The sequence below is a fragment of the Metabacillus lacus genome (genome assembly GCF_009674805.1).
GTDB classification, from domain to species: Bacteria; Bacillota; Bacilli; order Bacillales; family Bacillaceae; genus Metabacillus_C; species Metabacillus_C lacus.
The window spans coordinates 23,646-47,217 of record NZ_WKKI01000013.1; the positions used below are offsets into that span (position 1 = coordinate 23,646).

Annotated in this window: 24 protein-coding genes and 1 pseudogene; 8 read left to right on the plus strand and 17 right to left on the minus strand. The window is 40.2% G+C overall.

Features of this window, described 5'->3' with window-relative positions; all coding sequences use genetic code 11:
* Positions 1 to 4: 4 nt before the first annotated feature.
* Both GJU40_RS08885 and GJU40_RS08890 read right to left on the minus strand, forming a co-directional pair.
* A complete protein-coding gene (locus tag GJU40_RS08885; RefSeq protein ID WP_154307385.1) occupies positions 5 to 787 on the minus strand; it encodes an SDR family oxidoreductase in 783 nt (260 codons plus the stop codon).
* 291 nt (positions 788 to 1,078) lie between these two features.
* Positions 1,079 to 3,475, minus strand: coding sequence for a putative bifunctional diguanylate cyclase/phosphodiesterase (locus GJU40_RS08890; RefSeq protein WP_154307387.1), 2,397 nt, complete (start codon positions 3,473 to 3,475; stop codon positions 1,079 to 1,081).
* 150 nt (positions 3,476 to 3,625) lie between these two features.
* On the opposite strand from GJU40_RS08890, the gene GJU40_RS08895 reads away from it, so the two are divergent.
* A complete protein-coding gene (locus GJU40_RS08895) occupies positions 3,626 to 4,288 on the plus strand; it encodes a GNAT family N-acetyltransferase (protein WP_154307388.1) in 663 nt (220 codons plus the stop codon).
* A 93-nt stretch (positions 4,289 to 4,381) separates the two neighbouring features.
* On the opposite strand, the gene splB is transcribed toward GJU40_RS08895, so the two are convergent.
* The 7 genes and pseudogenes from splB to GJU40_RS08930 form a co-directional block, all read right to left on the minus strand.
* Positions 4,382 to 5,410 (minus strand): spore photoproduct lyase, encoded by a 1,029-nt coding sequence (splB, locus tag GJU40_RS08900; protein WP_343031485.1) that lies wholly within the window; start codon positions 5,408 to 5,410, stop codon positions 4,382 to 4,384.
* A gap of 73 nt (positions 5,411 to 5,483) precedes the next feature.
* Positions 5,484 to 5,726 carry a transcriptional regulator SplA domain-containing protein gene (locus GJU40_RS08905; protein ID WP_154307390.1) on the minus strand — a complete coding sequence of 81 codons (243 nt, stop codon included), beginning with the start codon at positions 5,724 to 5,726 and terminating at the stop codon, positions 5,484 to 5,486.
* Between the two features lie 220 nt (positions 5,727 to 5,946).
* Positions 5,947 to 7,661 (minus strand): annotated as a pseudogene (gene ptsP / locus GJU40_RS08910) (phosphoenolpyruvate--protein phosphotransferase).
* Positions 7,661 to 7,927, minus strand: a complete 267-nt coding sequence (locus tag GJU40_RS08915) for a phosphocarrier protein HPr (protein WP_154307391.1) — start codon at positions 7,925 to 7,927, stop codon at positions 7,661 to 7,663. Before GJU40_RS08915 ends, ptsP begins: the two are co-directional and overlap by 1 nt.
* A gap of 98 nt (positions 7,928 to 8,025) precedes the next feature.
* A complete protein-coding gene (ptsG, locus tag GJU40_RS08920) occupies positions 8,026 to 10,128 on the minus strand; it encodes a glucose-specific PTS transporter subunit IIBC (protein ID WP_154307392.1) in 2,103 nt (700 codons plus the stop codon).
* A gap of 221 nt (positions 10,129 to 10,349) precedes the next feature.
* Positions 10,350 to 11,192, minus strand: coding sequence for a glucose PTS transporter transcription antiterminator GlcT (glcT, locus tag GJU40_RS08925; RefSeq protein WP_154307393.1), 843 nt, complete (start codon positions 11,190 to 11,192; stop codon positions 10,350 to 10,352).
* A 263-nt stretch (positions 11,193 to 11,455) separates the two neighbouring features.
* Complete coding sequence (locus tag GJU40_RS08930) at positions 11,456 to 11,851, minus strand: DUF6843 domain-containing protein (protein WP_154307394.1); 396 nt, start codon at positions 11,849 to 11,851, stop codon at positions 11,456 to 11,458.
* 142 nt (positions 11,852 to 11,993) lie between these two features.
* Here GJU40_RS08930 and GJU40_RS08935 point away from each other — a divergent pair, with 142 nt between their 5' ends.
* Positions 11,994 to 12,800, plus strand: coding sequence for an HAD family hydrolase (locus tag GJU40_RS08935; protein WP_154307396.1), 807 nt, complete (start codon positions 11,994 to 11,996; stop codon positions 12,798 to 12,800).
* Positions 12,801 to 12,922: 122 nt separating this feature from the next.
* Here the strand turns inward: GJU40_RS08935 and GJU40_RS08940 are convergent, their stop codons facing one another.
* From GJU40_RS08940 to GJU40_RS08945, 3 genes are all read right to left on the minus strand, one after another.
* Positions 12,923 to 13,465 (minus strand): helix-turn-helix domain-containing protein, encoded by a 543-nt coding sequence (locus GJU40_RS08940; protein WP_154307398.1) that lies wholly within the window; start codon positions 13,463 to 13,465, stop codon positions 12,923 to 12,925.
* A gap of 349 nt (positions 13,466 to 13,814) precedes the next feature.
* Entirely contained in the window at positions 13,815 to 13,898 is an 84-nt protein-coding gene (locus tag GJU40_RS21525) for a putative holin-like toxin (protein WP_425481215.1), read from the minus strand.
* Positions 13,899 to 14,087: 189 nt separating this feature from the next.
* Positions 14,088 to 14,354, minus strand: a complete 267-nt coding sequence (locus tag GJU40_RS08945; protein WP_170289364.1) for a hypothetical protein — start codon at positions 14,352 to 14,354, stop codon at positions 14,088 to 14,090.
* A 468-nt stretch (positions 14,355 to 14,822) separates the two neighbouring features.
* Here GJU40_RS08945 and GJU40_RS08950 point away from each other — a divergent pair, with 468 nt between their 5' ends.
* Both GJU40_RS08950 and GJU40_RS08955 read left to right on the plus strand, forming a co-directional pair.
* Entirely contained in the window at positions 14,823 to 15,020 is a 198-nt protein-coding gene (locus GJU40_RS08950) for a hypothetical protein (protein ID WP_170289365.1), read from the plus strand.
* A gap of 874 nt (positions 15,021 to 15,894) precedes the next feature.
* Positions 15,895 to 16,107, plus strand: a complete 213-nt coding sequence (locus tag GJU40_RS08955) for a WYL domain-containing protein (protein ID WP_154307403.1) — start codon at positions 15,895 to 15,897, stop codon at positions 16,105 to 16,107.
* Positions 16,108 to 16,163: 56 nt separating this feature from the next.
* Here GJU40_RS08955 and GJU40_RS08960 read toward each other — a convergent pair whose 3' ends face one another.
* From GJU40_RS08960 to GJU40_RS08975, 4 genes are all read right to left on the minus strand, one after another.
* Positions 16,164 to 17,213, minus strand: coding sequence for a M14 family zinc carboxypeptidase (locus GJU40_RS08960; protein WP_343031482.1), 1,050 nt, complete (start codon positions 17,211 to 17,213; stop codon positions 16,164 to 16,166).
* 180 nt (positions 17,214 to 17,393) lie between these two features.
* Positions 17,394 to 17,540: a YvrJ family protein gene (locus GJU40_RS08965; protein ID WP_154307407.1), complete on the minus strand. Its 147-nt coding sequence runs from the start codon at positions 17,538 to 17,540 to the stop codon at positions 17,394 to 17,396.
* Positions 17,541 to 17,604: 64 nt separating this feature from the next.
* On the minus strand, positions 17,605 to 17,820 hold the full coding sequence (locus tag GJU40_RS08970; RefSeq protein ID WP_154307409.1) for a DUF2922 domain-containing protein: 216 nt from the start codon (positions 17,818 to 17,820) through the stop codon (positions 17,605 to 17,607).
* 37 nt (positions 17,821 to 17,857) lie between these two features.
* Positions 17,858 to 18,076: a DUF1659 domain-containing protein gene (locus GJU40_RS08975; RefSeq protein WP_154307411.1), complete on the minus strand. Its 219-nt coding sequence runs from the start codon at positions 18,074 to 18,076 to the stop codon at positions 17,858 to 17,860.
* A gap of 162 nt (positions 18,077 to 18,238) precedes the next feature.
* Between GJU40_RS08975 and GJU40_RS08980 the strand changes: the two genes are divergently transcribed.
* The 3 genes from GJU40_RS08980 (at position 18,239) to GJU40_RS08990 (ending at position 20,945) form a co-directional block, all read left to right on the plus strand.
* Positions 18,239 to 19,231 (plus strand): DUF3231 family protein, encoded by a 993-nt coding sequence (locus GJU40_RS08980; protein ID WP_154307413.1) that lies wholly within the window; start codon positions 18,239 to 18,241, stop codon positions 19,229 to 19,231.
* A gap of 105 nt (positions 19,232 to 19,336) precedes the next feature.
* The gene (locus tag GJU40_RS08985; RefSeq protein WP_246188326.1) at positions 19,337 to 19,783 is read left to right on the plus strand and encodes a hypothetical protein; all 447 of its coding nucleotides are present in this window, start codon (positions 19,337 to 19,339) and stop codon (positions 19,781 to 19,783) included.
* Positions 19,784 to 20,363: 580 nt separating this feature from the next.
* The gene (locus GJU40_RS08990; protein WP_246188323.1) at positions 20,364 to 20,945 is read left to right on the plus strand and encodes a YqaA family protein; all 582 of its coding nucleotides are present in this window, start codon (positions 20,364 to 20,366) and stop codon (positions 20,943 to 20,945) included.
* Positions 20,946 to 21,041: 96 nt separating this feature from the next.
* Here GJU40_RS08990 and pfkA read toward each other — a convergent pair whose 3' ends face one another.
* Entirely contained in the window at positions 21,042 to 22,001 is a 960-nt protein-coding gene (gene pfkA / locus GJU40_RS08995; RefSeq protein ID WP_154307418.1) for a 6-phosphofructokinase, read from the minus strand.
* Between the two features lie 232 nt (positions 22,002 to 22,233).
* On the opposite strand from pfkA, the gene GJU40_RS09000 reads away from it, so the two are divergent.
* Positions 22,234 to 23,286 (plus strand): EAL domain-containing protein, encoded by a 1,053-nt coding sequence (locus GJU40_RS09000; RefSeq protein WP_246188324.1) that lies wholly within the window; start codon positions 22,234 to 22,236, stop codon positions 23,284 to 23,286.
* The last annotated feature ends 286 nt before the right edge of the window (positions 23,287 to 23,572 follow it).

Here is a 23,572-nt window from a genome sequence, read left to right on the forward strand (position 1 = left end):
ATTTTTATACTGACTTTACCATCCCGCCATCTACAAGAAATACTTGTCCAGTCATGTAACTATTTACCTCTGAGAGAAGAAAGGCAGCATAAACAGCAAATTCTTCAGGCTGGCCATACCTCTTGAGGGCAATAGCACCCTTCACACTTTCCTCCATTTCCTCTTTTGAAATACCTGCCTTTTCTGCATTGAGTGTATCAAGTACAGCAACCCGGTCTGTTGCAATTCTGCCGGGTGCGGCAGTATTGATTAAGATGCCGTATGGAGCCAGTTCTCCGGCCAGGGTTTTTGTCATTCCGGCAATTCCCAATCTGAATGTATTAGATAAAAGCAATCCAGGGATGGGCTCTTTTATGGAAGATGAGGCGATATTGAGGATTCTGCCTCCCCTGCCTCTCATATGTGGAAGCACTTCTCTAATGAAACGTATGTAGCTGAGTAAATTCAATTCAAACGCTCGCTGCCAATCTTCATCGGATAAGTGCTCAAATGTGCCTGCAGGAGGACCGCCAGCATTGTTCACAAGAATGTCAATGCCACCGAATGTTTCAGCCGTTTTTTTTACGATTGCTTCAATATTTTCTTTTATCGTAATGTCGCATACGCTGTATGAAAGATTATCCTTATATGCTGAAAATTCCTCCATAACAGATTCCAGCTTTTCCGCAGATCTCCCGGAAATCATGACAGAAGCACCTTCTTCCAGCAATTTTTTTGCAACTGCCTTTCCAAGACCCTGGCTGGAGGCAGCAATCAAAGCTGTTTTTCCCTTGTAACGTAAATCCATATTTCCCATTCCCCTCCCCTATTTCAATGTATCTATATTGTAACAGAAGACGGCTCCCTGCCTCCATTTCCTGCATTGTACAGTCAGCCAGCTAGATCAGAACTTGTTAGGGTTATTTTTTAGCATAAAAAAACAGCTGGCATGAATACGGTAAAGTTTATACCGTCTTCACACCAGCCAACAGGCTTTCCTTCTACAAGCTGCATAGCCATCCTGGTTACCCTCGGCACCGAACTATAGAGAATCACTGCAGTTCAGTTCTTCCCTAGTCACTCTGCCTGCTGATCAAGCTTAGTTTACTGCTGGTTCCTTTAGCAGCTCTTCACTATAAAGCAGCTCTCGGACTTTTTCAAACGTCATAGGCGCATAATAAAAATAGCCTTGAATATGAAAGCAATTTACGCTTTTAAGAAATAACATCTGTTTTTCTGTTTCTACGCCTTCTGCAATTACTTCCAGACGGAGATGTCTCGCCATCGAAACAATGGTTTTAATAATGGTTTGATACTGTTCGTCTATCTCAATCTGGTCAATAAAGCTTTTATCGATCTTAATTCTGTCGATAGGAAGCTTGTTAATATAGCTTAGAGAGCTGTATCCTGTTCCAAAGTCATCCATACTGATTTCCACACCCATTTCTTTCAGGTGCTCAAGCCTTTGGATCACATTCAAGTCATCCATCATAATCACAGATTCTGTAATCTCAAGTTCTATAGCAGTGGGATGGATATTGTACTTTTTCAAGCAGGAAATAATGAATTGAGAAAAATCTTCCTGATATAAGTGAATCTGTGAAATATTGACCGATACCCTTTTAATGAGCTGGCCCTTGTTGAGAAGGGAGGCTATATCCTGACATACTTCTTCAAACACAATCCGCTCCAGAGGTACAATCAATCCGTTTCTTTCTGCAATCGGTATAAACACACCTGGAGGGACCATTCCCTTTTCAGCATGCCTCCATCTGACTAAAGCTTCTAGTCCCGCGAGAGAGTTGTACCTGCTGTTGATTTTTGGCTGATAATGGACATGCAGGTCTTTGCGTTCAATCGCTATTCGAAGCTCTTTTTCCAGAAAAAGTTCCTGTATTCTTTCTTCCTGTATTTCATCTCCATAATACGCATGATCATCATAGCTTTGTTTTGCATATCTCATGGCTGTTTCTGCATTTTTCAGTAATTCATTTGTGATAAACCCCACCGAGTCTGGAGCTGCAATTCCATAGGAAGCTGAAACATAGCATTCTTGGTTTTGAACAATAATTGGGTGGTGCAGTGCTTCTCTCAGCTGCAAAAGCACTTCTTCCTGGCGGTGTTTTTGCTTACTTCTAAGCAGCAGGCCAAAATCGTCACCATTAAACCTTACAAATAAAGATCCATTTGTTGACACCTTTCGCTGAAATCTCTCCGCAACCTCGTATAAAAGTTTATCACCAAAAGATTGAGTATAAAGATCATTCCACTTTTTGAATCCGTTAATGTCAAGATAAAATACTGAAAACTGATCATCACCAGCCATCCTTAGCTTTTCAATCTCATGAATCAGAAAACTTCTGTTTTTCAAGCCTGTCAATTCATCATGAAAAGCTATAAAAGAGATTTTTTCATCCTTTTGTTTGATTTCTGATAAGTCCTCAGTTATGGCAAATATTCCCTTAACAATCTCTCCCGTTTTGATGGGAACCATTTTCAGTCTCAGAGATGTAGAGGTACCGTCCCTGCGAATAACTCTCGTTTCCATATTTGATGCTTCTCCATCCAAAGCATTCTGAAGCAAAGCCTTTACTTCCCCTTTATCTGCTGTATGTACCGCTGTAAGAATATGTTTTCCCAGCAGCTCTTTTGCATGGTACCCAAGAAATTCTGAAGCTTTTTGATTGGAATTTACAACAACCCCGTTCACATCACAAGTGAACACTGCTGAGAGATTATGCTCAAACAGCGATTTATAGTGATGCTGCTGTTCAAGGAGCTCTGCTTTTTGTTCTCTGTTTGTTTTAGAAAGCAAATAATCAGGAATGAGCCACAAAATGAGAAGAAAAAATGCCTCTGTCAGAAAGGGTGCCAAAATCGGCATGCTTATATACCGGCTTGGCAGCAAAGCGCTTGTCTCTACTAAAGAATACATTACCATAATCGGAATCCCGCTTAATGAAAGGCCGATTGCAGATGCGGATAGCTTAAGCCAAAAACTGCTGCAGGTCTGCGAGAGCATACTAACAATGCGAATGCTTGCAAACGCAACTCCTAAAGTTATAATGATGGAAAGAGTAAGCAAATCTGCTTTTAAAGATAGAAAGTCTCTGAAAAGCACCAGGCTGCTGGCATAGTCAGCTAGAAGCACCAGTCCGGCTATTGAGATTCCCATTACCAGGTAAGTGCCGAAAGGAATATATTCTCTGTCTGCTGCAATGAGGCAGCAATAGGCCGTCAGCAGTTTTATAGTAAAATAAATGCCAATACAGACTGCAAGCTGCATACCTGTAAAAGGCTGTTCTACCATAAGAAAAATAAATAAGTGTCCAAAACTTAATGGAACCGCAAGAATCAGCAAATGAACAAGCTTTCTCACTTTAGAAGATGGTGCTCCTGTTCTTTCAAAAAATTTCATAAATTGATAACAGGCAAATATAGATAATCCTGCATGAAACACGATTATGCTTATGTAAAAGAAAGGTATTTGGATCATTGTATCATTCACCAGCTTTATGATAATTCCCGTCCATCAGCGGGTATTAAGAATGAGAAACTCTGTCACAGCTTATATCGGCAAAAACTAGCAAAGTTTAAGAAGTTTTTAAAGGGGGTAAAAAAATGATTTTAATGAAAGGAGACAAGTATGTTTCGAAAAGAGCTATATGTGTATGACGGACAAAAGCAGCGGAAGATCATCATACGTAATTATCAGGAGAAAGACTTTCAAGGGTTAATTAAGATTCAGAGGGAAAGCTTTCCTCCTCCATTTCCAGAGGAGCTTTTATGGAATGAGAATCAGCTTACAAATCATATTCAGCTCTTTCCCGAAGGTTCTCTTTGCGCAGAGGCAGACGGAAGGATTATAGGCTCAATAACAAGCCTGAGAATTGATTATACTGAGTCAGACAAGCATCATACATGGGATTTCATAACGGACAACGGCTATATCTCAACGCACAAGCACAATGGAAATACACTGTATGTGGTAGACATCTGTGTGTCTCCTGCTTACCGTAAGCTCAAGGTAGGAAAATGGCTGCTTCAATCACTATACGAAACAGTTGTGCACCTTAGGTTGGACAGGCTGCTTGGAGGCGGCAGAATGCCAGGCTACCACACTTATAAAAACGAGCTATCACCTGAAGAATATGTTCACCAGGTAGTGAATGGCACACTTAGAGATCCTGTTATCAGTTTTCTTCTTTCTTGCGGCAGAACGCCTGTGTCACTTGTTGAAAACTATCTTGATGACGAAGAGTCGTGCAATTATGGACTGCTGATGGAATGGAAAAATCCTCTCATTTAAAATCCGCTCTGGAAACAAGCTGGTTTAACTGCTTTTCCAGGCAGTAAGCTGCTAAAGGTTAATAAAATACCCGGGCATGAAACCCGGGTATTCTCATGTAAAGTATTCTATTTTAGCATTAGGAAAGTAAGTATCAACATAACTCTCAAGTGTTTCCCTTAAATCTTTTTCCTCATCCTTCTGATAAATATACTTTCCGATTCCATATCTTCCCCACTTATAACGGCGTTCTTCTTCATTCATTGCAAGTTTAGTTTTTGGATAGTTTTTCTCAATGACTCTTTTAGCAGGTTTTGTAAACCTGTGCTGAATCATCTCAAACGTAATATCCTTTCGAGCTTCACTTGGGAGAGCAGAATCCAGCTTTTCAAATAAAGTTTTATAGCCTTCTTCCCAGCCCTCATGAATATAAATAGGAGCAACGATAAAGCCCAGTGGATAGCCAGCTTTGGCAACCTTTACTGCAGCCTCTATTCTTTTATCCAGAGGTGATGTGCCAGGTTCAAAGTTTTTAATCACATAATCGGCATTAATACTAAATCGAAACCTGGTTCTGCCATTATGTTTCGCATCAAGCAGATGATCCACATGGTGAAATTTCGTAACAAAGCGCAGTCTGCCAAGGTCAGTTTCTCCAAAATACTCAATCGCTCTCTTTAACGAGTGTGTTAGATGGTCAACTCCGACAATATCAGAAGTACAGGAGGCCTCAAACCTCGTAATCTGCGGTGCTCTTTCTTCCATATACTGCTGTGCACGATCAAGAATTTCCTCTACATTCACATATGTACGGATATATGGCTTACTCCCCATCGTTGTCTGCAGATAGCAGTAATGGCAATGGCCCATACAGCCCGTCGCAAAAGGAATGGCGTATTCAGCAGAGGGTTTGGAAGTATCAAAATCAAGCGTTTTTCTAACACCAATAACCAGCGTCGATTTGGAAATCCTGTATTTTTGAAGATGGTTTTCCCCCGGAATATTTCTAACCTGATTATGCGATGTGGTTTCTCTGATTTCTACTCCAAGATCTTCAAACTTTTTCTTCAACTCAACTCCAAGCGGATATTCCAGCGCTCTGGGTTCTATATAAACGAGTTGGGGCATAAAAGGTTTCATTATTGTCACATCCTTTCCAGCTTGCATTCATTGTTTCTGCATTGTCCGGCTCACATATGCTCTTCAGATATTCCCATTATTGATATTGTTCGATGTCAAATAACTCATTGTACAACACTTCAGCTTCTTCATAAGAACCGAAAATTGCATCATCCTCTGTTAGAAGGTGGTAAGAGTCATAGAGAAACATGGCAAGATCATCTTCATCACTTGGGTGCTGAACAACTTCAGCCTCTTTGATGTGCGCAACATTTGCTGCATGGGGGTTGCGATAAATCACAAAGATTTTATCCCCAGCCTTCAGGTCCTTTTTCTCCAATCAAAATACACCCTTTCATTTCTGAATAAGGTTAGTATGTTGATGAAGCAGGAATTCTATTCAATAAAGACGCGGTGTCTACGACAGCGGTATGTACTGAAGCATCTAAGCCAAGTTTTTGTGTGGTAAATATTAGAGCTTCATATTAATTTGGAATATAACATATCAAGCATAAAAAAATCCGCCGGCTGATCCGGCGGATTTTATCAGGCTGAGCCTGTTACACATTAAATTTTTCTTTTACAAGCTCAACAACTTCTTCTGTCGTGCCCATTGAAAGAATCTCCTCTTTAAAACGTTGAATGTCTTCTTTGGATAATTCTTTTATCTGAGATCTTGCAGGAAGAATAGACGTTGCGCTCATTGAGAACTCATCCAGTCCAAGACCAAGAAGGATTGGAATGGCAATTGGATCTCCGGCCATTTCACCGCACATGCCAGCCCATTTGCCTTCTTTATGTGCTGCATCAATAACATTGGAAACAAGGCGCAGAATAGCCGGATTGTAAGGCTGATACAGATAAGAAACCCGCTCATTCATACGGTCTGCAGCCATTGTATATTGAATCAGATCATTCGTTCCTATACTGAAGAAATCAACTTCTTTCGCAAATACGTCAGCAAGCACTGCAGTTGAAGGGATTTCTACCATAATTCCAATTTCAATGTCCCCTGCCACTTCTGTTCCTTCAGAAACAAGCTTTTCTTTTTCTTCAAGAAGAATGGATTTTGCGCTTCTGAACTCCTGAAGAGTTGCAATCATCGGGAACATGATTTTCAAGTTGCCGAATGTGCTTGCTCTTAGAAGAGCACGCAGCTGTGTACGGAATATATCCTGTTCTTCAAGGCAAAGGCGGATTGCACGGAAGCCGAGGAACGGATTCATTTCCTTAGGAAGGTGAAGGTAAGGCAGCTCTTTGTCTCCACCAATATCCAAGGTACGGACTACAACCGGTTTTCCTTCCATTTTTTGAAGCACTGTTTTATAAGCAGTGAATTGCTCTTCTTCAGTAGGAAGCTGGTCACGGCCCATGTAAAGGAATTCAGTACGGTAAAGACCTACTCCTTCACCGCCGTTTTCAAGAACGCCTTTTACATCTTCAGGTGTACCGATGTTAGCAGCGAGCTCCACATGTACGCCATCTTTGGTTACAGTTGACTCATTAACGAGCTTGGCCCACTCTATTTTCTGCTGTGCATACTGTTCCTGCTTGGAACGATACTCCGCAATTGTCTCCTCTGAAGGATCGATGATGACTTCCCCATCCAATCCATCTACAATTACCATTGTGCCGTTGGAAATTCTGCTCCGTGCTTCCTTAGTCCCAACAACAGCCGGAATTTCCATTGAACGAGCCATAATCGCAGAATGTGAAGTTCGTCCTCCAATATCAGTTGTAAAGCCTTTTACAAACTGGCGGTTTAACTGAGCAGTATCTGATGGAGTTAAATCTTCGGCAATAATGACAACTTCTTCAGAAATCATGCTCGGATTTGGTATTTCCACACCAAGAAGGTGAGAAATCACTCTTTTTGTGACGTCGCGGATGTCAGCAGCTCTTTCCTTCATATACTCATTGTCCATGCTCTCAAACATGGAAACAAACATATCTGCCGTTTCTTTTAAAGCAAATTCAGCATTGACTCCCTCATTTTGAACCTTGTCTTTCACAGGGTTAAGCAATTCGGGATCACTAAGGACAAGCAGGTGTGCAGAAAAAATCTCCGCCTTATCTTCACCAAGCTCCTTAAGAGCATACTGGCGAATTTGTTCAAGCTCTTCCTTTGACGTGTGGATTGCTGATTCAAATCTGCTTGTTTCAGCTGCCGGGTCGTTGATTGTTTTTTCTGGACTGTCAAATCAGGTTCTTCAAGGCGGTAAGCTTTTGCAATAGCAATACCTGCAGAAGCCCCGATTCCTTTTAAGTGCTGCATTATTCGCCTAATCCTTCGTTCTTCATCGTTTCTTCAATTGCAGCAATAGCTTCGTTTTCATCAGAACCGTTTGCTGAAATTTTGATTTCTGCTCCCTGGCTGATACCTAGAGACATTACACCCATAATGGATTTAAGGTTTACTGTTTTGCCGTTATGTTCAAGGTTAACATCCGCATCAAAACGGCTTGCTGTTTGTACTAAAACTGTAGCCGGACGAGCATGGATACCTGATTCTGCTGTTACTTTAAATGTTTTTTCTGCCATAATTTTCAATCTCCTTTTAAGAAAGTATTATTTTAAATTTAGTTGTTCACAATTAGTTATCTTAACAGTCTATAGTCCCATCTGACAAGCAAGAACCCTTACGATTCCTCAATTTTTATGACTGAATCTTGTCCAGCCTTCACATTTCCGCCGTGATTGATTTTTACACTTTCAGTTTCTTTAAGGTTTGTAAAAACAATCGGAGTCATCAATGAAGGAACCTTGTCTTTAATAGACTCAATATCAACCTCTAACAGCTTTTGACCCACTTCAACTCTGTCTCCCTCAGAAACAAAAGAGGTGAATCCTTCTCCTTTAAGGTTGACTGTATCGATACCGAAGTGTATTAGGATTTCTCTACCTGACTCAGACTCAATGCCAAGGGCATGTTTCGTAGGGAAAACATTTAGAACTTTACCGTTTACCGGTGATACGACTGTGCCGTCTGAAGGCATGATTGCGAAGCCGTCGCCCATCATTTTTCCAGAGAAAACTTGATCCGGCACTTCTGAAATCGGAGAAATGGCACCTGTTAGCGGAGACACAAACGCATCTTCACCAGCTTCATTTCGAAGCGGTTCAGGAACTACTTCTTCAATTTGCTGCTCAACCTCTTCCTCTTGAGAATGAGTTTGAGTAGGACGTGGTGTTCTTCCTGATATTATATCCTGAATCTGCGTTTTCAAATTATCCGATTTTGGTCCGAAAATAGCTTGAATATTATTCCCTACTTCAAGTACACCTGCTGCTCCCAGCTTTTTCAGCCTGTTTTTATCTACAGATTTTTGGTCATTTACTGTGACGCGCAGCCTTGTGATACAGGCATCAAGGTGTTTAATGTTTTCCTGACCGCCAAGAGACTGCAGGATGTTATAAGGAAGATCTCCGGCACTCTGTGGTTTGCCATCGTCAGATGTATCAACCTCAGCAGCTTCTCGTCCGGGAGTTCCTAAGTTAAACTTACGGATTGCAAATCTGAATCCAAAATAGTATATAACAGCAAGCACTAATCCAACTGGTATAACGAGCCACCAGTCAGTTCTGTTAGGCAGGATTCCGAACAAGAAATAATCAATTACCCCTCCGGAGAAGGTCATCCCAATCTTAACATTCAAAAGATCCATGATCATAAATGATAAGCCTGCAAAAACGGCATGAATGGCAAAAAGAACAGGTGCAACAAATAAGAAGCTGAACTCAATCGGCTCTGTAATACCTGTAAGAAAAGCTGTCAACGCTGCTGATCCCATGATCCCTGCGACAAGCTTTTTGTTTTCCGGCTTTGCTTCATGATAGATAGCAAGTGCAGCTGCAGGAAGTCCAAACATCATGAACGGAAACTTACCTGTCATAAATGTACCTGCTGTCAGCTCTGCTCCGTCACGAATTTGCGCCATGAAGATTCGCTGATCTCCGCGAACAACTTCTCCCGCGGCTGTCGTATAGTTACCAAACTCAAACCAAAACGGAGAATAGAAGATATGATGCAATCCGAAAGGAATAAGTGACCTTTCAATGACACCAAAGATGAATGCCGCTAATGTACTGTTAGCTGCAAGCAGCCCTGTTGAAAATGAATTTAGCGCATGCTGTACCGGCGGCCACACAACCAGCATGATTAAACCAAGAATCAGTGCTGAAACAGCAGTGACAATCGGCACAAATCGCTTTCCTGCAAAAAAGCCAAGATATTGAGGAAGCTCAATTTTATAAAATCTGTTAAACATGTAGGCGGCAAGCACACCCACTATAATTCCCCCGAATACCCCCGTCTGCAGCGTAGGCATTCCCAGCACCCTTGCAAATGCAGGGTTAATTTCCTGGAAGAATTGTGCCAGCTCAACTGCATCAGCAGGCAGCTGCCCTGTTTGCAGAAGCACTGCACTCATGGTGGCATTCATAACAAGATAGCCAATAATTGCAGCTATACCCGCCACTCCATCACCATTAGCGAGCCCTATTGCTACACCAACCGCAAAAAGCAGCGGGAGGTTGGCGAAGACTATATCCCCTGACTGTTCCATTACTCTTGCAATCAGCTCAACATACTCATTGGTTAGCCAGCCAAATCTGTTTGTCAGCTGTGGATTCTGCATTGCATTACCAAACGCCAGAAGAATACCTGCTGCCGGAAGGATCGCAACAGGAAGCATCAGGGCGCGCCCAATTTTTTGAAGCACACCAAAGATGTTTTTAAACATGTGAAAATAACCTCCTTAGAATATGTATCTCATGCAGCACCTTAGAAGCAATGAAAGATCAATGAAGTTCAAGCGTTTTCATAAAATAATGAAAAACACAAAAAAGCATGAGTAAACAAGCTGAAAGCTTCTAGGGTTATCTTTCCCCAGAATGATGCTTTCAAACGCTCTTGTTTTCTCATGCCTGATCGAATCAGTTACACGTAACAAATTGCACTCTATTATGAAACTTTATTGGCCAGCCTGTATAGGTGCATAGTTAAATATACCGTTTCTGCCTCATATACCGGCTTGTTTAAAGCTTGCTGCATGACTTTAATCATTTTCCAAGCAGTATTGTAGCATAGAGGATACTCATTTTTCAATAGCAATGATAATTTTTCCGGCTCTTCTACTTTTTCATCCGCTTTCACACGTTCAATCGCAAAGCGGAGATGGCGAATCAGCCTGAGATAGTTCATGCTGTCACGGTCCACAGTTATTTTTAAACAATCTTCAACTACCTGGATGAGACGTGATATTAACTGAGAATGCTGATTCACTTCAGAAATTGGCTTATTTGAAATCCCACTATGAATATGCAGGGCAATAAAGCCAATCTCTCCTTCCGGAAGATGTATTTGCAGCTTTTCATTTATCATGGTAACGGCTTCGCCTGCTATCCTGTATTCTTCGGGATATAGAGACTTTGTTTCAAGGAGAAACGGATTTTTAATATCCAGTCCCTGTTGAAGTCGCTTGATTGCAAACGAAATATGATCCGTCAATGCTACATGAATATGTTCATTTAAGTGAACGTTTAGTCTGTCAGAAATAAATCGAATAACATCATAAACAATCTCCACTGTTTCCTCATCTATATGTGAAAGCAGCAATTTGAATTGTTCCTGCTCACGCTCATTTTTTAGGATAAACATTTTTTCAGCAATATTCTCTACTATTTCTTCCCCTTTAATTCGCCCAAACCCGATACCCCTTCCAATCAGTACGACTTCTTCATATTGGGAATGGGCAGCAATCAGCACATTGTTGTTCAGTACCTTCTCTATAATGAAGGATCCCATTAGATCCTCAGCTCCTTTTAGTTTCAATCCTCAATATGGTACATAAGAAAATGAAAAAGTGCAACGGATTTTGTCTATGAGGAATGTCAGGTTATGAACTACTTACAGATCAGCTAAAGTTAAACAGGGTATACTGGCACTTTTATTGCAGAAGAATTGGCATTCACTAACAAAAATTATCAACAAACACATGAGATTATGGTTAATGTGCCCAGGAAACGGCTCTAAAAACATCCCTGGTTCATGATAGGGATGCTTTCGTATTATTTTGGCACATATTCAATTTTGCTGTATTGTTCCTCTGTTCCAACGAAAAAGTATTCCACAGATTCATGATTGCTTTCCTGGCCGCTCGATGGCCCATGAATCATTTTCCCCTGCTGAAGCCGTGTTTTTTTACCAGTATCATCAACGTAATAAAAATGGTTGGTGGCCCAGCCTTCATGTATTTGCGATTGGCTCGTCCGCACTAATCCCTTGTTACTGACTTCATAGGTATTGTTTCTACCCTGTTGAACCTGTGTTCCTTGCTGGCTGTATTCTACAGTTACCCAGCCTACATATCCGGCAGGTATCAGAAATGATCTCTCTTCAGTCTGATCATCCTGAACACACCCTGCTAGAAACAATATAAGAATCAATGCTGTGATTTTTCTCATATTTAGAGTCAACTCCTCATGATTACCTTACAGTTAGTCTGGATGTTAGCTGCCTACATTAATCTGGTACTTTCAGGCATCCTGCTTACTCTGCTGTTTTGAAAATGGTATAGTAGCAAAGGAAAAAGAATTCGGAGGGAATATGATGATAAAGCTTTTCGTAAGTGATCTTGACGGAACGTTAATTGATATTAAAAAAGAAATAAAAAAAGAGGACATTGAAGCACTAACTGCCCTGAAAGCAAGCGGTGTAGACATCTGCCTGGCTACTGGCCGGATGGATATTGAAATTGCCGAAATATTAAAAGTGATTGGTGAAACGTACCACAGGGTCAGCCAAAATGGTGCGTTTGTCCAAACAGGAAGCGGAAAAATGCTTCATGAAATTACATTTGAAAAAGATCTTGCCAAATCAATCTTTCAGGAAATAAAAGCGTTGGACTGCGTCACGTTAATTGCAGACTACAGCAAAAACTATGTGGAAAAAAGAACTGAAATCATCACAAAAATTGAAGAAAGATTGTTTGCACCTGTAGAAGTTGTAAGCACGCTGGAAAATGACATAGGCGATAACCTGCATATTTCAAAAATGAGTGTTTTGGGGGAGTATGAGCAGCTGACAGAGTTTCAGCTGGAGCTTCAGCAAAAATACGGCAGAGACATTGAGCTGTACATTTCCGATAAACAATGTCTTGATATTATGCCTAAAAATATCAGCAAGGGTGCAGCACTGGAGCTTCTTCTTGACCATCTGGGCATTCAGCCTCATGAGGTTGCCTGCATAGGTGATTCTTTTAATGATTTGCCTATGTTCGCGCTCACTCCACACAGCTTCGCAATGAAAGAAGCCCTGCCAGGTGTTAAAGAGCAGGCTGTCTATACTGTTGAATCAGTAAGCCACGCTATAGAGAAGGTTCTTGAAATGAACAGCAGCGAGCTTCAGGGCTAACACCTCTATAGCACTTAAGGTAAGTTGGACACTCTATGAAAAGGAGCATAGATATTAGAAGCGCTAATATTGTATGCTCCTTTTACATAATACCGATTGCTGGCACTACTGTATCAATATATTTAAGGATCAATATTTCTCTTCGAGGTAGTGATGAAGGTAATATTTCTGGCTTGACGTAATGGTGATGGCTCGTTTTTGGCTGCTTTTAAGAAAACTCTTTGTAGTTCCCTATTAAAGTCCATAAATTCTTCATCGCTCATATGCAGTATAGCCTGGCTGTACCCTCCCAGATCTTTGGATGGATGAAAATCCGGCTGATGAATATATTCTTCAAAATCGGATATCAATATTCCAATAAACTTTAAAAACATGTTCAGGTGCTCCTCCGGTGAAGCACTCATGATATCTTGCTGCTCTGGCAGCATGCTGCCAGAGGAAAGGGCATATGTTTTTTCAACGGTCCCCCTTACCTGCTTCTCTTCGACTGCCTGAATCATGCCGCCTTTGACCAATTTATTTAGATGCCGGTACAGGGTTGCCTGAGCTATCTGCGGGAGCTGCTGGTTAATTTGCTGAACAGTCAACGGCTTTCCGAGCGCGAGTACTTGAAGTACTTTAATTCTGACAGGATGTAAAACTAAATCACTTGCGGATGTTTTCAAGAGAAGCTCCTTTCGTTGTGTGTTTCTATAAAATAAAATATATCAAACCTGAATGATGTGCAAGAAATTAAGGCAGTGTTCTAAAATATCACCCTTGATTAAAGAAAAATTATATGAAATAAATATGTTAAATGGGATAATATTCAGACATAAGATATCCCGCGTTTTTTCAAAGAGAGCAGAAGTGTGAAATGTTTTAAGAAATGGTCAGATTTAGAATGAAGTTCTATTAGCCGTATGATATAATCTAGTTTGAAGACTGCAGATGTTGCAGCATCTACAGTCAACTGCAGTGTTACTAAATATATGAACTTTTATAAACTAAGTCCTCTTCATTATTGAAGGCGGCTTATTTTTTTGCCGTAAATGTCAAAATCGCAATAATTAAAGAAGCGAACGTAAACATAATAATCAGGCTTTCGTACACCGACATGGCAACACCCCCTTTCTACAGGGGCTGTAACACTGCAAGTACATTATATCATATTTCTACATAAATAAGAACATACGTTTGTTTTTTAGTCCTTTCATACCAAATCACCTTGTTATAAATGAGGATAGAGATTTATTTTAGAATGGTGAAAACCAGCATGTGTAACAACTAAAAAAACGCAGCTTATGATTAAACTGCGTTTGAAGTGTTCCGGGTATTATTTTTTGAAACTGCATTGTAAGTTATTTTCACCTTTGCAAGTGCAGCCTTTAATGTTTCTTCATGGTTCACAGAATCATCCAAATAGACATCTGACAAATCGCAAACGGATCTTGATAGAAGTTCTACTGCTCTTACCAATTCTCCATCACTCGGCTGGTAATTGTCCTTCAACAGCGTCCTGACTATTTCTTCTGCGGTATGTTTAATCTTGTCGACTTTGTCTTTTTGCTCCAATACACTCACTCCTTTTTCCTCATGATATGCAGGAGAGCACTTCTTTATTATTTTTCCTATTAAATACCTTCGATAAACACTACTATATCTCCTTTCTTTAAAGGTCCTCTTAAATGAAAAATTTCTGAGTAACTTTCTGTTTTTTTAAAATATCCCTACCAAAATTGAAGGGCGATGAAGGACATTAATGGGTGGAATAGCTGCAGAAATGTCCTTTATAAGGGCGATGAAGGACATTTACGGGTGGAATAGCTTCAGAAATGTCCTTCATAACGGCGATGAAGGACATTTACGGCTGGAATAGCTTCAGAAATGTCCTTCATAACGGCGATGAAGGACATTTACGGCTGGAATAGCTTCAGAAATGTCCTTCATAACGGCGATGAAGGACATTTACGGCTGGAATAGCTTCAGAAATGTCCTTCATAACGGCAATGAAGGACATTTACTGCCCGAATAGCTGCAGAAATGTCTTTCATAACGGCGATGAAGGACATTTACGGCTGGAATAGCTGCAGAAATGTCCTTCATAACGGCGATGAAGGACATTTACGACTGGATGCTGCAGAAATGTCCTTCATAACGGCGATGAAGGACATTTACGGCTGGAATAGCTGCAGAAATGTCCTTCATAAGGGCAATGAAGGACATTTAGAGCCCGAATAGCTGCAGAAATGTCCTTCATAACGGCGATGAAGGACATTTAGAGCCCGAATAGTTGCAGAAATGTCCCTCATAAAGGCGCTGAAGGACATTTATGGCTGGAATAGCTGCAGAAATGTCCTTCATAACGGCGATGAAGGACATTTACGGCTGGAATAGCTGCAGAAATGTCCTTCATAACGGCGATGAAGGACATTTACGGCTGGAATAGAGTTGCAGAAATGTACTTCATAACGCGATGAAGGACATTTACGGCTGGAATAGCTGCAGAAATGTCCTTCATAACGGCGATGAAGGACATTTACGGCTGGAATAGAGTTGCAGAAATGTACTTCATAACGCGATGAAGGACATTTACGGCTGGAATAGCTGCAGAAATGTCCTTCATAACGGCGATGAAGGACATTTACGGCTGGAATAGCTGCAGAAATGTCCTTCATATGGGCGATGAAGGACATTTAAGGGTGGAATGGTTGCAGAAATGTCCTTCATAACGGCGATGAAGGACATTTACGGCTGGAATAGTTGCAGAAATGTCCCTCATAAAGGCGATGAAGGACATTTATGGCTGGAATAGCTGCAGAAATGTCCTTCATAACGGCGATGAAGGACATATACGACTGGAATAGCTTCAGAAATGTCCTTCATAACGGCGATGAAGGACATTTACAGCCCGAATAGCTGCAGAAATGTCCTTCATAAGGGCAATGAAGGACAAATCCAGCTGAAACTGCATCAGAAATGTCCTTCATTAAATAACCCTCCTGTATATCTATACATCAAATTGTTTACACCACTTCATTAGATTATTATAATCTTAATAGTGGAATATAGAATGTACGTTCGTATATAATAGTTTATAAGGAGGGCGGGGAGAATGAACTATTTACTGAAACAAAGCCTTAATATGCAAACACCTGTCACAATCTTTTACCTTTCTAAATCTGGAGAAATAACGCAGCGAAGCATACTTGTTCTTGGACTGACAGCTTCTCATATATCAGCCTATTGTTATAAAAGAGGCGCTTTAAGGACATTCTCCCTGGACCGAGTTCTTTCGGCTGCACAAACAGGCCGGAATGTTTCTTAACAAGTATTATTTTATTCATAGAAAAAGCGCTCATTTTTGAGCGCAGGGGATAATGGTTATTCAGCTTCTTTATTTCTTTGTTCAGGAAGGTTCTCCCAAAATGATGTGTCAGCTGTTTTAATAGTAGCGTCAGCGATGCTGGCGACACTTTCCTGCATGGCAATTTCAGCCTGCTTAATAAGGTAGCCATTGCTTTTTTGACCAAGCACATAATCTTCTCTTTCATGATCCATCATGCCCCTCATTTCAAAAAGGAGCGTTGCAATTCCATATTCAGCAGCTATTCCGTTTCTTGCAATGGTATTCTCTGTTCCGCCGACATACTTGCCAATGTGGCCAAATCCTCTTTTTTCAATGGCATGATAGACGACTGAACCAAGCTGCTGCGACATTTGCCTTACTTCTGGAGCTACATTCGGACTTGTCGGGTAAAGAATGGATCCAGAAACATATTTATTATTGATCGCACTTTGAGTTCCCTGGTGATGAAAATCTATCATATAGTCGATTTTATATTTTTTAAGAACATTTTCGTGAAATGCCTTTGTTTCAGGTTCTTTACGGACTGTGTGGTCACGGTTCAAATCTACTCCGTTTGCATTAAATCTGGTTGCTTGCCCTCCACCAACGTAGTGTGATATATCAAAATTCACATCACCTTCTGCACCGTCAGGATTTAATCTTGGGAGAATAAGGACGTTAACATGATCAAGCCAATCCCTCACCTCTTTAGAGTTTGTACCTAGTTTTTTTATAAAATTAAGTGCACCTTCTGTTATCAGCCCTTCATTCCCGTGCTGCTGAGTAAGAAACAGTACAGTTGGATTATTAGGATTATTTCCTGCTTTTACAAGATATAATTCTCTACCCTTTACGGATTGGCCAATGACCTCCAAAGATAATGCATCAGATTTCTTCGTAATCGATTGCAGAAACGAAGAAAGTTCCTGGTTTGTTGTAAAACGGTTTAGTTGTACCTGCCCATTTCCCGGATTAGGACCACTACCAACTGCATCCGCAGAAGGCAGGGGAACTGCTGCAAAACTTCCAATTGTAATAGTTGCTGCTGCAATACTTTTGAATAATGTCCTTTTCAACCAAATCACTCTCCCTTAATCGTATGTACAAGTACATTTATAACATAGAAATATACCATTTTTTCAGAAAATAACAAAAATGAGAAAGAAGCCTGTTTAGGATCATTAGACTTTTTTATTATATTTGATTTATTTAATAGAAAACTCCTAAGAAAAGTAGGGAGATTTTCTTAGGAGCTTTTCTATTCTTTATTTCATTTCTCTAGCTAAGAAAACAGGGATATTTTGAATTGAAACATTCAAAGCATCAAGCTTGTTTTCTACTCTGTGAAGTAAAAATAAAGTTACGACTACAGGAAAACCTGTATCACTGATCACCTTGATCCATTCCTCCAAATCCCTCACCTTCTTTCTGCTTTTATGACATTAAGCTAAAAGCCAGCTTGCGCTGGCTTTCATTTTAAAGCGACAACTCATTTACATTTCGCTCGATGATACGGGCACCTTTTTTTGAAATGTATTCTCCTCCATTAGAAGTAAATACAGAAGCAGCCAAAAGCTGGTCCATCGCTGCATTGATGTCAGCCTCTGTGATATCTTGCTTCGGCTCATCGACGTTTACCTTGACTGTTTTTCCTTCAGTGTTTAAAAAAAGCAATTCTAAAACTCTTGCCATCGTTGTTCACCTCCTTACCATATATATTCCTTTTGAATTACGGCCTTACATGATTTGTGTCGACTCTTCCTACGTACATCGGTGCCTTGGATTGAAGGCTGATGACCGCTTCTGCTGCTGATAAAAGCTGGCTTGCCGTTGCCGTTGTTTTCACGTTGCTGTAGTTTTTGATTGTCAGCTTTTGCTTGCCGTTTTCATCAAGACCATTTTCAAAAGCTATGCGGAGCACTGAACCTTGAATAAATGTTTCTGCCATTTTCTCACCCCCTTTTCAACTTTATTATAGAAAGAGGGATTCTGTTGAGTAGCGTGGATTTCATATTTTTTTCCATTACATATTAGAATTTCTTTTCCACATAAATTTTCCAATCCCGCTGCATAATAAGTGAAATGGTTAAACAGGAGGGATACCGAAAGCATGCCTACTCAACACTCACCACTCTCATCTTCTGAAATTGCCGCTATCTGGACAACATATCTTCAAAACAGTATGGCAGATAAAGTACTCGCATACTTTTTAAAAACGACAGATGATGAGGATGTTAAGCAGCTTTTTCAGCACGCTTCGACCCTTACACGAAACATTATTCAGCGGCTGGAAGAATTACTAAAAAAAGAAGATTTCCCCCTTCCTATTGGTTTCCAAGAGGATGATGTAGATACTTCAGCGGGAAAACATTTTACCGACGCCTATATGCTGACTTTCCTTTTAAATATCAGCAGAATGGGACTATTAAATTACTCTGCAGGAATGACCCTTGTTTCACGGGAAGATGTTCATGATTCAATGCAGCACTTCCTTACAGAAATGATTACTTTCAACAGTAATGCATTAAAATTGGCAGTCCAAAAAGGCATTTATATGAAAAAACCCTTTATTCCCTATCCCTCAACAGCAGAGATGATATCATCAGAAGATTATTTTTCCGGCTTGAACCCACTCAAAAAAGTCAGGCCGCTGAATGCGATTGAAATAGCACACTTGTCTTTTAACATTGAAAACAACCATCTTGGATTACTGCTAAGCAGGGTTTTCGCTGAAACTGCAAAAACAGAGGAAGTAAAAAAATATATGCACAAAGGGAAAGCAATCAGCAAAAAGCATGTGCAGGTTTTCCAGGAAACACTTTTAAATAGTGACATTGCCGCACCGATGTCCGGCGAAATTAGTGTGATTAATGGAGAAGGGGTACCTTTTTCAGAGAAGCTCATGATGTTTTTAATGGCTTTTTCAAGTGCTGCAGGAATTGGAAACTATTCTGCTGCTGGATCAGCAAGTCAAAGAATCGACGTGGCAGCTAATTATTCTAGACTTGCTGCAGAAATAGGGATGTTCGCCAAAGAGGGAGCGGATATTACAGTCAAATATGGCTGGCTGGAGAAGCCGCCAACAATGGAAAGTGTTGTTTAGTACCGAGGATTCTGCACATTTATTAGAAGAAACACAATGATTCATTGTTCGACTATACGTCCTGAAAGAGGTATTGCAGTGAAGACTAGTAAGCTGGAAGCTGTTATGTGGAGTATAGCCCTGCCCGGCTTTGCCCAAATTCTTAATGGTCATCTTGTAAAAGGGTTTCTTTTTATCGCTCTTGAATTTCTGATAAATGTATTCAGCCGATTTAACCTTGCCATTATGCATAGCTTTTTAGGTGAATTAAATGAAGCTTATGCAGTACTGAACTTTCAATGGCTTATGTTTTATCCTTGTGTCTACACCTTTGCAGCTTATGATGCATACAAACACGCAGAAGGAAAAGTCCCTCCATATTCATTCCTGCCTTTTGTTTTTTGTGCTTACTTTGTCACTGTGGGACTTATGTATTCTCCAAAGCTTAAGCTCTTTGGAATATATCCTGGACCGGTTTTTCTTCCAATGCTCTTTTTAATTCCTGGCTTATTTACAGGCTTTTTGATACGATATCTGATTTTAAGGTTTTCATCTGGCAGGGAAGCAGCATAAAAAAATCAGCCAATGCTCTTCCACAGGTTTGGGAAAGCAGGCTTGCGGGAATTTAACCAGTGTCATCAATTATAACAATCATCAAGGCCCAGTCCTTGTTCATGTTGAAGGCACTTATTCAGCTGGCGCGGTCCAGGAACCGCAAGGATGTAAGAGAGGCAGGGCTTACATCGTCTAAGTGTCAAGAGCGACTGTCTTATACAGGCAGCAATGCTCATTCCCTCTTTCTTTCAAAACACTTACCTACAAATGTGGTATTTGAATCCTTAGATGGCAGACAGGAAATACTTACTTAAGAAACAGCATAGTTTTGCTCAGGCTGTTACATAATGAAGTACCTGTGGCAGCAGCCGGAGTAGTTAGTCAGAGAAAAGGGAATGATTCTATGAAACAAGCAGTCATGCCTTGGAGCTATGCTCAAGAAATGGCAGTATCAGTTTCATGATATTATTTGAAGAGACAGCGCACTTTTCATGTGCACTGTCTCTTTATTTTAGCTTTTCACAGGGTTGTCATTGACGTGAGAAGTAAGTGTTGTTAAAATTCTTTAAGTAAAAGTACATATTACCGGAGGCTGTATATGATTCACCAAAGTATTCAACACATGATTGAATTTTTCCAGGAATGGGGTGTATGGGGACTGATTGTGGTTGCCTTTACAGAATCCTCATTCTTTGTCATACCGCCGGATGCCCTGTTAATTCCTATGAGTCTTTTACAACCCCAGAGTGCATTGCTTTTTGCTGGATATGCCACTCTATTTTCTGTTCTCGGGGGAATTTTCGGGTACTATTTAGGAAAAGGAATCGGGCGGCCCCTGCTTAATAAATTTGCCTCTGAAAAGCTGATTCTACGTGCTGAACAGCTTTATGAAAAATATGGTATAGGTGCTATTATTATTGCAGGCTTTACACCCATTCCTTATAAAGTGTTCACAGTCTTAAGCGGTGCAGTTTCAATGAATCTTGCCCTCTTTGTGGTCGGCTCTTTCATTGGGAGAGGCTTGCGCTTTTTCACAGTTGCATTGCTGATTATGCTGCTTGGTGAAAATGCGACGACCTTAATTAGTGAATACGGTACTATTGCAACATTGCTTGCCGGCTTGATTTTTATTATAATTTTCATCTTGCTGCGAAAAAGGAAAGCGGGAAAACGTATATAATGTTTTCAACATATGTTAAAAAGCAGCTCCCTACAGGGGCTGCTTTTTTGCGAAATAATGAATACAATTACACAGTCTTAAAGCAGCTCACTTACTTTATATCGAGAGCTCCTGTGATAATGTGTAAAGTGTGTTATCGACCGTGTTACTATGTTGTAAAACATCATGAAAGTCTCTTGCGACAACTTCCTGCTTTACAAGCCCGACAGCTTTTCCTGCATCACCATCCATCAAAAGCTGAACTGCATGTGCACCAAGCCTTGAAGCCAATACACGGTCAAAGCAGCTTGGCGTTCCGCCCCGTTGAATATGTCCTAGCACGGTAATTCGTGTTTCAAGGTCATACTGAGTTTTCAAACGCTGTGCCAGGTCATCCGCTTTACCGACTCCTTCTGCCAGGACAATTATTGAATGCTTTTTACCCCTCTTTATTCCACTTTTTAACTTATCCATCACATCGCTGAGATCATGCTCTAATTCCGGAATTAAAATGGTTTCAGCACCTCCTGCCAAGCCTGACAGCAGCGCGATATCGCCGGCATGCCTTCCCATTACTTCAATAATAAATGTTCTTTCATGGGAGGTAGCTGTATCTCTGATTTTATCGATTGCTTCAACTACTGTGTTTAAAGCTGTATCAAATCCTATCGTATAATCTGTTCCGGCTATATCATTGTCAATTGTTCCTGGCAGGCCGATACAAGGAAATCCCTTTTGGGTAAGTTTTTCAGCTCCGCGGTAAGAACCATCCCCGCCAATCACAACCAGACCCTCAATACCAAATTTATTAAGCTGATCAATTGCTTTCTGCTGTCCTTCTTCTGTTTTGAATTCTTCAGAACGGGCTGTATATAAAATGGTTCCTCCCCGGTGGATAATATCACCCACAGATCCAAGCTCAAGCTTCTTGATGTTTCCTTCCATTAACCCTGCGTAACCCTGATACACACCAAATACTTCAAGATTGTGAAAAATACCTTTTCTCACAACAGCCCTCACTGCTGCATTCATTCCTGGAGAGTCTCCTCCGCTTGTCAAAACTCCTATTTTTTTCATTTTTTCACCTCACTTAAGAATTTGAAATGCTCTAGGTATCATTCCCCTAATCTTTTAGTACAAACACAAAACAGGTAAAGCTTCCTTATTGTCATTTGTAAGTACTTAGAGATTTTACTATAAAAAAAGAATATGGATTAGTGAACAAAATAATTTTCGACTAATGTTGTACAAAAGTTATACAAGTCTGTTATGATTAGATCAAATGACCTGTTAGAAGAGGAGATATACCATGCAAACTTGCCATATGTGCTTTCAGCCATTAAAAATACTAAATTCTGCTTACCTTTTTATTCAATCAGAAACTTTTTCATTAAAATTGATTCACATCTTGAACAGCCTGCAATTTACTGAGAGTTCTTCAAGTGTTTACAAAAGAGAATATACATCAAAAAATGAATTGAAAGAAATCCTTTCTTTTCTTCATTCAGAAGGAATTTCACTGCATACATATCCAGCCTCAATCAGCAGGCAGAATACACCTGTTTTTTATAAAGATCAAACGCTTTATACAATTTATAACCACACATTTCATGAAGGAATTCTCCATATCATCACTTCAGGAGATCTGGAAAGCCATCTTCAACCCATCGTTCACCTGCAATCCTCCGAGCTTTATGGCTTCGAATCTTTACTGAGAGATATGAGCGGACAATATTCACCATATCAGCTGTTTGATACTGCTCAAAAAACAAATCTGCATTCCTTTCTGGACAAGCGGGCACGAGAAGTTGCAATCAAAAGCCGTGGAAGTCTAGTTCCTAAAGGAATAAAAAGTTTTATTAACTTTCTGCCTTCCACTATTTACAGCCCTGAACACTGCCTTGAACACACATTTAAATTGGTTGAAAAACACAAAGTATCACCAGATGATTTAGTATTTGAAGTTGTGGAATCTGAAAAAATTGAAGATATTGATCATTTGCTCAATATTTTTCAAGTGTACCGAAAAAATGGGATGAAAGTTGCTCTCGATGATGTTGGTTCTGGCTTTGCAACGTTAGAAACACTGAAACTCTTGCAGCCAGACTATGCTAAAATTGACAGAGCTTATATTAGCTACTGTGATCAAAGCAAAGAAAAAGAAAACTTTTTAAAAGAGATTGTTGCAATTGGAAACGAATACGGAATAAGCATCCTGGCAGAAGGTATTGAAAGAAAAGAAGAATTGGAATTCAGCCGAGATCTCGGAATACAATATGGACAGGGATATTATATTGAAAAGCCAAGCTTATCTCCCCTTCTTCTGAAGCAAATTAATATGAAACTTCAAGTAACCTCCTGACTTTGAATAGGAGGCAGGACCTAACGCTCAAAAATTAATATTTTGAGCGTATTTTTTATTAACTGCAACAGCTGGCAAAAATTCTTCTATCAATATTGAAGTTTTCCATAGGAGCAAGCTAATTGATCTGAAAACAGGTTAACTCTATCAATTTTCGACCGAAGACTCCCTCTTCAATCGTGAGAAGGAGGAGCTAAATCAGTGTACTCTTCAAGTAAAAATAGATTGAGGTACCAACGATAGAGAAAACGGGGAAGCTTTTCCGGTTATTCTACTGAAAAGCCTG